The following is a 9,556-nucleotide window of genomic DNA, read 5'->3' as shown; positions in this document are numbered from 1 at the left end:
TTTTATCCTTGTTTGTTTTTTTATTCTGTTTTTCAATTCGTTTACCCCACCCCCCCCACGGCCGCGGCAGGCTCAGCGGTCGAGGCCGAGGAACGAAATGGCGTACGCCAGCTGGCCGGTCATCGGCAGGGAGTGCCCGACGCCGGCGATGCTGACGCCCTCCACCGTGGCCTGGGTGCCGGTGTTGCCGTACCGGGTGCGCGTCCACGACGACTGCGGGTGGTCGGTGAACGCCGGTGTCTGGCTCAACCGGTTCAGGTTGGTCCACTGCTTGAGCTCTTCCCCGAAGTTCGGGTACGCCAGCGTGGTGTCGGTGGTGCCGTGCCACAGCTGCATCCGCGGGTAGCGGCCGGTGTAGCCGGGGTACATCGCCCGGGCCAGGTCACCCCACTGCTGCGCGGTCCTGATCGACCGCCCACCCGAGCAGGTGCTGTTCCACAGCGAGCCGTTCGTGGTCGCGAAACACCCGGCGGGGACGCCGGAGAACGCCGAACCCGCCGCGAACACGTCGGGGTACTGGGCGGCCAGCACGTTCGTCATCATCGCCCCGGACGAGAACCCGCTGACGACGACCCGCGCCGGGTCGACGTTGTAGCGCGATTTGGCCCAGGCGACCATCGACATGATGCCCGTCGAGTCGCCGCCACCGTTGCGGCGCAACGCGTTCGGCGTCGAGACGTCGAAGCACTTCTCACTGCGGGTCGCTTCCGGCAGCACCATGACGTACCCGTAGCGGTCGGCCGCGGTGACGTAGTCCTTGCCGTTCCAGCCGAAGACCGAGCTCGCCGAGCCGCCGCAGTAGTGCACCAGCACCAGCAGCGCCGGCTTGGCCGCGACCCGGTCGGGCACGTAGACGTACATGTTCAGGTTCGTCGGGTTGTTCCCGAAGTTCGTCACCCTGGTCAGCGCCGCCGCCTGGGCGGGCGCGGCCAGTCCGGTGACCATGACCACCAGTGCCAGCAGGACACCGAGCATGCGTTTCATCGCGTCTCCCCTCACGCCGCGCCGAAGGCCGAAAGCACGGCGGTGTAGGCCTGCTTCTTGGCGTAGTTGCCGTCGAACAGCAGCGGGGTGCTGCCGCTGCGCCAGGAGTACTTGTCGGTGACGCCCCACGTGGTGATGCTCGTGCAGCGCGAAACCGCCAGGCAGGCCCGCATGACCTGGCTGTAGGTGTTCGCCTGGGCGCTGCCGGAGCCGCCGACGTCGAGCTCGGTGATGTTCACGTCGACGCCGAGCGCGGCGAACCGCTGGAGGTTGGCCTGCAGCGTCGAGAGGTTCTGCCCGGCCGACAGGTGGGCCTGGAACCCGACGCAGTCGATCGGCACGCCGCGGGCCTTGAAGTCGCGCACCATGGCGTAGACGCCGTCGCTCTTGGCGTTCTGGTTGTCGGTGTTGTAGTCGTTGTAGCACAGCTTCGCCGAGCCGTCGGCCGCGCGGGCGGCGCGGAACGCCTCCTCGATGTAGCTGTTGCCGATGCGCTGCTGGAAGATCGACGCGCGCCGGGTGCCGTTCTCGTTGAACGCCTCGTTGACGACGTCCCAGTAGGCGATTTTCCCGCGGTAGTGCCCGGCCACGCCGTTGATGTGGTTGCGCATCACCGCGAGCAGCTCGGCGGCGGAACCGATGCGGGTCACCCAGGCGGGTACCTGGGCGTGCCACACCAGCGTGTGGCCGCGGACCTTCTGGCCGTGGCTCTGGGCGTGGTTCACGATCGCGTCGGCGGGGCCGAAGTGGAACGAGCCGCGAGCCGGCTCGGTCGCGTCCCACTTCATCTCGTTCTCCGGGGTGACGCCGGTGAACTCGCGGTCGAGCGTGCCGGTGTAGGCCGCTTCGCCGAGGTGGCTGTTGGCGACGGCGGCGCCGAACGTCCTGCCCCTCGCACCGGCCGCCGAGCCGAGAGTCGCCGCCGCGGCTTGCCGCGTGGCCACGGCGGACCGCGGGTTGCCGATGCTGCCCGGGACCGACCGCAGGGCGTTGTACCAGACGGCCGCCATCTTGTCGTAGCCCGCGGCGTTCGGGTGGACGCCGTCGGGCAGGTCGGCGGTGGGCACCGCGCTGTGCATGTTCACCAGGTGCACGCGCTTGCCGGCGTTCACCTTGCTCCGCACGATCCCGGGCAGCGCGTTGTTGAACGTACGCACCGCGGCGTCCCCGCTCGCCCAGCCGAGCGGGATGAGCTGCGCGACGAACACGTCGGCGTTCGGCGCGGCCGCGGTGATGTGGTCGATCAGCGTGGACAGCCGGCCGGGCGCGCCGGCGACGTTGTAGTTCTGCAGCACGTCGTTGGTGCCGATGTGCAGCAGCACCGAACGCGGGTTGTAGGTGCGCAGCCAGCCGGTGACGTTCGCGTCGATCTGGTCGATGCGCCAGCCGGGGTGCCCTTCGTGGTCGTGGTCCCAGAGACTGCCGGGGCCGTTGAACTGCGAGCCGACGAAGTCGTTGGTGTAGCGGCCGGCGGCCAGGCGCTGCCACAGGCCGATCCGGTACCCGCCGGGCACGCCGGTGCCGTGGGTGATCGAGTCGCCCAGCGGCATGATCCGCACGCCGCCGTTCGATTCGGCGTTCGCGACCCCGGTCAGGCCGGTCAGGCCGGTGAACGCGATCGCCAGTGCCGCCGCGGCGGCCAGTAAGCGGTTTCTCATCGACGTCCTCCTCGTCAGCAGTTCGAATTGGTCCGGTACTGGAGCCGGCGCGGGGCGAAGGAATTTGCTGTGGCGCGAATAGAGAACCGAGCCGGTGGCGGCCGAAACTTTCGCCACCGGACCCGAAATTCGACGAATTCTCGAAACTTTCGCTGATGCTGTTAGCGATAACATTCGATTGTCGGCCCAGCTTAAACCCGCCCACCGCTCAATGACAACGGCCGATGAAAGCGCATTGGCGGGAAATGCTCAGAGCGCCAGCAGGGTGACGCCGCCGGCGACGATCCAGGTGATCCAGCCCAGCCAGCCGGCGAGCCCCACCGGAGCGACCCGGTTCGTGCCGTCGACGTGGTACGGCGCGGCCGACGCCGAAACGAACAGCAGGGCCGCGCTGACGTACCCGAGCCAGGCGTGCCAGTCCGCGAAGAGCCCGGCCTGCGCCCCCGCCACCGAGAAGCCGAGCAGCGCGATCGCCAGGAACACCTGGTTGAACCCGAAGAGCACGGTGCTGAACCCCCACAGCCCCGCCACCGGGCCGCCGTCACGCGCCGCCGCGGCCAAGCCGAACCGCAGGGCCTCCACGACCGCGAAGGTGGCGTTCTGCAGGAGCACACCGGCGAACCCGGCCAGGCCCACCCGCCAGGCAGAACCGAAAGCAGCCCGGCCGCGAAGACCGTCGTGCACAGCCAGGACGCCGGCGCCAGCACCGAAGGCCGCTTCAGCGCGCGACCCGAAGCCGCGAAGGCCGCGGCGACGTCGGCGGGCTGCCGGCCGGGCATCGGCAGCCCGGCCCGGAGGTAGCAGACGTTGACCACGACGGCCAGCAGCACGAACCCGAAGCCGCCCCAGCCGGCCACAGCGGTGAAATCCATGATCTTCCCCCTTTGACTTTACGGATGCTATATTGAATATAGCCAACGGAAGGAACGCATGGGAGAGCGCCGCTACGACTCACTGCGCCGGCTGGAACAGGCCCAGCGCACCCGCGCGGACATCGCCGAAGCGGCCCGCCGGCTGTTCGTCGCCCAGGGCTGGGCGGCGACCACGGTGCGGGACGTGGCGCGAGAAGCCGGGGTTTCGGTACCGACCGTCTACGCGGCCTACCAGAACAAGACCGGCCTGGTCCGCGCGCTGGCCGACGCCGCCGACCTCACCGCCGACCTCCCGCGGCTGCTCGACGAACTGGAAGGCACCACGGTCCCGGCGCGGCAGCTGGCGGCCATGGCCGGGTACGACCGGCGGCTGTTCGAGCGCGCGGGCGACCTCATCGCGCTGGTCCGCGAGGCGGGCCGCACCGAGCCCGAACTGGCGGACCTGTACCGGCAGGCCCGGCAGGCGGCCGACGGGACACGCGTGCAGGTGTTCACGTCCTGGCCGGAAGGCACGCTGCGCCACGACATCCCGACCGCGGTGGACGTCTACGCCGGCCTGTGCACCATCGACGTCTACACCACGTTCACCGTCGAACGCGGCTGGTCGCCCGAACGGGTCGAGCGCTGGTGGGCCGGAGCACTGGCCAGGGAACTGCTCGACGGCCCGCCGGATCAGCCGTCGTCGGAGTCGTAGGACGGCCCGCCGAGGTCGCCGCGTTTCAGCGCCGCCCAGTCCTGCGGCGTCGGGTCGGGGTACTTCCGGTGGATCTGCTCGAGTTCTTCCTCGTACGTCTGGTGGTCCGGGAACTTCCCGGTGCGCGCGGCTTCCCGCGCCGCCTTGAGTTCCCGCACGTCGTGCGTGCTCATCGGCGGAGTGGTCGCGTTGACACCCGGGCCCGTCGCGTACGTGACGCCCTTGCCCTTCGCGTTCTCGACCATGTGCCGGTAGGAGTCGTCCGCGATGTTGCCCGCGACCGTGCCGGTCGTGGTGTGGAAGTGCTGCTGGTGGGCGTAGTCGAGCTGGTTGAGCTGAATGGCCGTGTTCGGGTCGCCCGCCTCCAGCGCGTTGCGCTGCGAATCGCGGTAGGACTGCGCGGTGAACCCGGACTCCGCGGTCCGCGAACTGGTGCCGGTCCCGATGTGCGCCCGGTGCGACGCGTACTCCTCCTGGTACGCGGGCGCGTGGTTCTCCAGCTGCTTCTGCTGCTCCCCGGCCCCGCGCTTCGCGGCGCTGCCGCGGCCGAGCACCTCGTAGCCGATCGGGTGCTCCGACTGGTGGGTGTCGCCGCTGACCTTGCCCTTCGCCGGGCCGCCCGGTCCCTTCAGCTCGGCGTCGAACAGCTTGGTGAGCCGCTGCTGCTCCCGGCCCTTCGCGCCGTGGGTGCCCTCGGCGTACCCGGTCTTGGCCCGCTTCGGCGGCTGCGGTCCCGACGACGAACCGGGCGTCAGCCCCGGATTGCTGCCCGGTGGCCGCTTGCCGCCACCACTGCCGCCCGCCGCGCACGGCGTGACGCCGGTCAGGCCGAGGGGGTCGATCTGCCGGGTCGGGTTGGGCACGTACGCCAGCGAGTCCGGCGCCGGGCCCAGCCCGAGCGGGTCGTGGCTGAGGTAGCGGCCGGTTTCGGGGTCGTAGTAGCGGTGGAAGTTGTAGTGCAGCCCGGTTTCCCGGTCGTGGTACTGCCCGGGGAAGCGCAGCGGCGTCCAGGCCCGCGCGGGCTCGTCGGCGACCTTGCCCCACAGCGTGGCGCGCGGGTGCCAGGCGATCTCGCCCGCTTCGTCGACGAGCTCGGCCGGGGCCCCGACCAGGTCGGTGACGATCGTGTGGAACCGCTCGCCGGTCCCCCACCGTTCGGTCTGGGCGATCGGCCGCCCGGCTTCGGGTTCGCGGTCCCACCCGACGGTCATCCCGGCGTGGGTCTCCTCGGCCAGTTCGGTGCCGTCCCAGGTGAAGCCGATCGCTTCGGCGACGCGCCCGTCGCCGTCGAGCCGCAGCTTCGCGATCCGCCGCCCGAGCGCGTCGTACCGGTACACCCACTCGGTCCCGTCCGGGGTGCCGACCCCGGTGAGCCGGTCGTCGGAGTTCCAGCGGTAGTGCCAGCTCCGGCCGTGCCGCTGCCGCTCGACCGTGCGGCCGAGGGCGTCGTGCCGGTAGACCGTGTCGCCGGCGGCGGTCAGCAACGTGCCCGCGTACCGGCGCGGCCCGACCGCGGCGTCCGGTGACATCCGAGGCTCCGCCTCGGGCCGGGGGCTCCGCCACCCGGAACCCCCGAAAGAAAGCAGTCCGGCCGGCCAGCCCGCGTGCGTGATGGCGCCGGACGCGCTGTAGGCGTAGTCCTCGCGCCAGGCGGGCCCGGACACCGAGCGCACCCGCCCGGCGGCGTCGACCTCCAGCGCGCGCGGGCCGGACAGCGCGTCGGTGACGCCGGCGAGGTGGCCGTCGGGCAGGTAGGCGTACTCGCGCCGCTGGGTCGTCCGGTCGCCGGCCCGCACCGCCTGGCCGAGCAGCCGGTCCTGCGGGTCCCACCACTGCCGCAGCTCGGTGTGCCCGAACCGGCGGGACAGCTCGCGGCCGCCCCGGTCGTGGGTGAACCACAGCTCCCGGGTGCCGGTGCGCAGCGCGACCGGACGGCCCGCCGCGTCGTAGGCGAAGGCGGACTGCGCCCCCGACGGCGTCCGCCGGAGGGTCCGGCGGCCGAGGACGTCGTACGCCGAGTGCACCACGCGGCCGTCGACGGACTCGGCGACCACCCGGCCGAGCGGGTCGTAGGCGAAGGTCACCTCCGCGACGTCGTTGCGCGCGGAGATCAGCCGGTCCGCGGCGTCGTAGGCGAAGACGGCCACGTCGGAACCCGCGCGGCGGGTGACGATCCGGCCCAGGACGTCGCGTTCGAGCAGGACGGTGCCGCCGTCGGCCCGGTCGACCCGGACGAGCTGCCCCGCGGCGTCGTAGCCGTAGCGCGTGGTGCGGCCGTTGAAGTCGGTTTCGGAGACCGGGTTCCCGGCGGCGTCGTACTCGTAGCGCCACACCAGCCCCTGCCCGTCGGTCACCGCCACGAGCCGCAGTTCGGTGTCGTAGGTGTACTCGAGCCGCTGCCCGGCCGGCCCTTCGTCGGCGATCGGCAGGTCGAACGGGCCGAACTCGGTCCGGCTGACCAGGCCGCGCGCGTCGACGGCTTCTTCGGCGGCGCCCGAAGCGGCGTCGGACCAGCGCCAGGTCGCGCCGTCCGGAGCGACCCGCTCCCGCAGGTCACCGCCGGGCGCCCAGCGCATCCTGGTCACCGCGCCGAGCGGGCTGACGACGGTGGTGACCCGGCCGAAGCCGTCGTATTCGTAGCGGGTGGTGGCACCGAGCGGGTCGGTCACCGAGACCGGCAGCCCCGCCGCGTTGTTCTCGAACCGGGTGACCCCGCCGAGCGCGTCGGTGACGGCGGCGATGTTGCCCGCTTCGTCGTACCCGTACCGCGTGACCGCACCCACCGGGTCGGTGGCGCGCACGAGCTTGCCGCGCGGGTCGTACTCCCACTGCCAGGCCGCGCCGTCGGGACCCACGCGCAGCACCGGGCGGCCGTTGCCGTCGTACTCGGCGACCGCGACGCCGCCGTCCGGGCGGGTCACGCGCACCACGTTGCCCGCGTCGTCGAGTTCGTAGGCGGTGGTGCGGCCGAGCGCGTCGGTGCGGCCGCGGACCCGGCCGTGCGCATCGATGTCCACTGTGGACGTGTGGCCGAGCGGATCGGTCTCGGCGACCACGCGCAGGCGTTCGTCGAGCCGGTAGGTCGTGGTCGCGCCAAGGGAGTCGGTGAGCCGGGTGACCCGGTTTTCCCGGTCGTACTCCAGCGTGCAGTCCAGGTGGCCGCCGTCGCTCTCGGTGCGGACGCACCGGCCGAGCGCGTCGAAGCCGTAGCGGTACCAGCGGCCGGTGCAGTCCTCCCACCGGACGATCCGGCCGTCGGCGTCGTAGGTGAACTTCGTCGGGACGCCGCGGGCGTCGGTCACCTCGGTGAGCCGCCGCTGCGCGTCGTAGGCGTAGCGGGCCAGCGGGGTGTCCGCGCCCGGGACGTGCAGGGCGGTCACCAGGCCGTCGGCGGTCTCGACGAGCAGCCGGTAGCCGCCGGAGTGCCGCAGCTCGGCAGGCAGGCCGGCGGCGTCGTAGACGATCACGACGCGGTTGCCGTCGCCGTCGCCTTCCGCGTGCAGCCGGCCGTCCCGATCGAAGAACAGCAGCCGTTCGGTGGCCGGATCGCCGACGGCGTACCCGTCGCCGTCCCGCCACAGCCGCAGCCGCGGGCCGCTGTCCGGGACGACCGGATCGGCGCCGGCCGGGACGGGGAAGGTGAGCACGGTGCCGTCGGCCAGCGCGAGGTCCAGCCCGCCGGGCCCGGCTTCGAGGCGCTGGTCGAGCGTGGACGCCCAGGACGGCCCGAAGAGGCGGCCGTAGCGGTAGGCCGAGATGTGGGTTCGCGACACGACGAGCGGCAGGGCGCCGGCGAACTCGGCGTCGTCCTGGGCGAGGACAACCCAGCCGGTGGCGACGTCGATGGGGTCGGCGCAGAGGGTGCGGTCCTTGACGGGGACGTCGTGTTCGGCGGGGTTGCCGCGCTCGCTCAGCGGACGCGTGGCCGACGACGGTTTCGTGGCCGCGGGAGTGTCCGGAGTGGACGGTTGCGGGGGTGGGGTGGCGCCCGGTGCGTCGCCGTCCGGGTGCGTCGGCGTGCTGCCACCCGGCGCGCCACCACCCGCGTGGGAAGGCGTGACCGCGCCGCCGTCGCCGGGCAGGGTTTCCACCGCACTGGGCCGCGTCGGCAGGTCGCCGACCGCGCGCGACGGCGTGACCGAGCCGGCGTCGACGCGCCGCAGGGCCGCGGACGCGTCGCCGAAGACGTCGCCCGCCCGCTTGAGCAGCGGGACGAGCCGGTCCAGTGCGTCGATCACCCGGCCGGTGAGGCTCGCGATCTTCGCGGCGGTCGAGGCGACGGCCCTGGCCACCTGCGGCACCACCCAGGTCAGGCCGATGCCGAAGGTGCCGAGGACCTGCAGCGCCCAGCTGATCATGCGGCCGACCAGCTCGGCGATGATGTCCCGGACCAGCGAGCGGACCGCGCCCACGAGTTCCCCGGCGGTGCGCACCCCGCCCGCGGCCCCCTCGGCGGCGTTCTGCGAGGCGAGGAGGAGCTGCGCGGTATCGGTGGTCCGCTGGTGGTAGGCGTCGGCGGCCGGGCCGGTCCAGCTCGGCGTGTCGGCGGCGGCCAGCGCGGCGAGGTCGGTGCCGATCGCCGCGAGCTCGGCGCCGACGGACTGCCACGCCTCGGCGTGCGCGGCGATCTCCGCCGGGTCGCCGGCGAGCGCGTCCAGGGCCTCCTTGAGCGGGCCCACGTGCTCCATCAGCCAGCCGACCCCCTGGGAGAGGATCGTGCCGAACGGGTCCATCACCGCGCCCAGCGCGTCGAGCCCGGCGCCGGCCGCCGCGAGGGCGGTGGTGGCCCAGTCGCCACTGTCGATCGCGGACTTGAGGTCGGCGGCCGACTCCAGCAGCGAAGCGCCGGTGAACGCGGGGTTGGTCACCACGGCTCCTCGTCCTGGGTGGCATCGTCTTCTGGGGCGGTGTCGCTTCCGGGCTCCTGCGGTTCGTCGTCGGGTTCCTCGTCGGGGTCGGGGAACCGGCCGCGCAGTTCGGCCAGCATCAGTTCGCGGGTCTGGGGGTCTTCGTCGCCGAGTTCGGCGGCCAGGACGTCGCCGACCCGCCCGGCGATGCCGGCCTGCGCGCGGCGCATGGTGTCGAGGATGAGCGTGGCCAGCTCGGGCATCGGGACGGTGCGGGCCTTGGGCCCGAACTCGAGGTCGGTGACGCTCCCGTCGGCCCGGACGGTCACCTTCACGAAGTTCGACACGCTGGTGGCGCTCAGCCGCAGGCTCTCGGTCTGCCGCGCGACCGACTCGTACTTCGCGGCCTTGGCGCTCAAGCCCTCGGCCCACTGGTCGAGGCGTGCTTTCGCTTCGTCGGGGCTGCCGTTCATGGCCATGACGCCGGGTCCGGTCATCTCG

At 72.4% G+C, this 9,556-nt stretch carries 7 protein-coding genes; 2 read left to right on the top strand and 5 right to left on the bottom strand.

All coding sequences use genetic code 11. The annotated features are described in order from the left end of the window. Positions 1-72: 72 nt before the first annotated feature. From I4Q55_RS17200 to I4Q55_RS17190, 3 genes are all read right to left on the bottom strand, one after another. On the bottom strand, positions 73-984 hold the full coding sequence (locus I4Q55_RS17200) for a PHB depolymerase family esterase (RefSeq protein WP_206788940.1): 912 nt from the start codon (positions 982-984) through the stop codon (positions 73-75). 11 nt (positions 985-995) lie between these two features. Beyond that, positions 996-2,642, bottom strand: coding sequence for an endo-1,4-beta-xylanase (locus tag I4Q55_RS49205; protein ID WP_242546182.1), 1,647 nt, complete (start codon positions 2,640-2,642; stop codon positions 996-998). A gap of 249 nt (positions 2,643-2,891) precedes the next feature. Continuing rightward, positions 2,892-3,326 carry a hypothetical protein gene (locus I4Q55_RS17190; RefSeq protein WP_206788939.1) on the bottom strand — a complete coding sequence of 145 codons (435 nt, stop codon included), beginning with the start codon at positions 3,324-3,326 and terminating at the stop codon, positions 2,892-2,894. Between I4Q55_RS17190 and I4Q55_RS50170 the strand changes: the two genes are divergently transcribed. Together I4Q55_RS50170 and I4Q55_RS17185 are read left to right on the top strand one after the other, a co-directional pair. After that, the gene (locus I4Q55_RS50170; protein ID WP_277991923.1) at positions 3,321-3,443 is read left to right on the top strand and encodes a hypothetical protein; all 123 of its coding nucleotides are present in this window, start codon (positions 3,321-3,323) and stop codon (positions 3,441-3,443) included. The two genes, I4Q55_RS17190 and I4Q55_RS50170, sit on opposite strands and share 6 nt — an antisense overlap. Before the next feature lie 129 nt (positions 3,444-3,572). After that, positions 3,573-4,208 carry a TetR/AcrR family transcriptional regulator gene (locus tag I4Q55_RS17185; protein WP_206788938.1) on the top strand — a complete coding sequence of 212 codons (636 nt, stop codon included), beginning with the start codon at positions 3,573-3,575 and terminating at the stop codon, positions 4,206-4,208. On the opposite strand, the gene I4Q55_RS17180 is transcribed toward I4Q55_RS17185, so the two are convergent. Beyond that, complete coding sequence (locus tag I4Q55_RS17180) at positions 4,187-9,076, bottom strand: RHS repeat-associated core domain-containing protein (protein ID WP_206788937.1); 4,890 nt, start codon at positions 9,074-9,076, stop codon at positions 4,187-4,189. The two genes, I4Q55_RS17185 and I4Q55_RS17180, sit on opposite strands and share 22 nt — an antisense overlap. Beyond that, complete coding sequence (locus I4Q55_RS17175; protein WP_206788936.1) at positions 9,073-9,552, bottom strand: YbaB/EbfC family nucleoid-associated protein; 480 nt, start codon at positions 9,550-9,552, stop codon at positions 9,073-9,075. Before I4Q55_RS17175 ends, I4Q55_RS17180 begins: the two co-directional genes overlap by 4 nt. Between the last annotated feature and the right edge of the window lie 4 nt (positions 9,553-9,556).

Origin of the sequence: Amycolatopsis sp. MtRt-6, from assembly GCF_017308975.1 — a bacterium.
Taxonomy (GTDB): Bacteria; Actinomycetota; Actinomycetes; order Mycobacteriales; family Pseudonocardiaceae; genus Amycolatopsis.
This window is presented reverse-complemented; position numbering and strand designations above follow the sequence as displayed.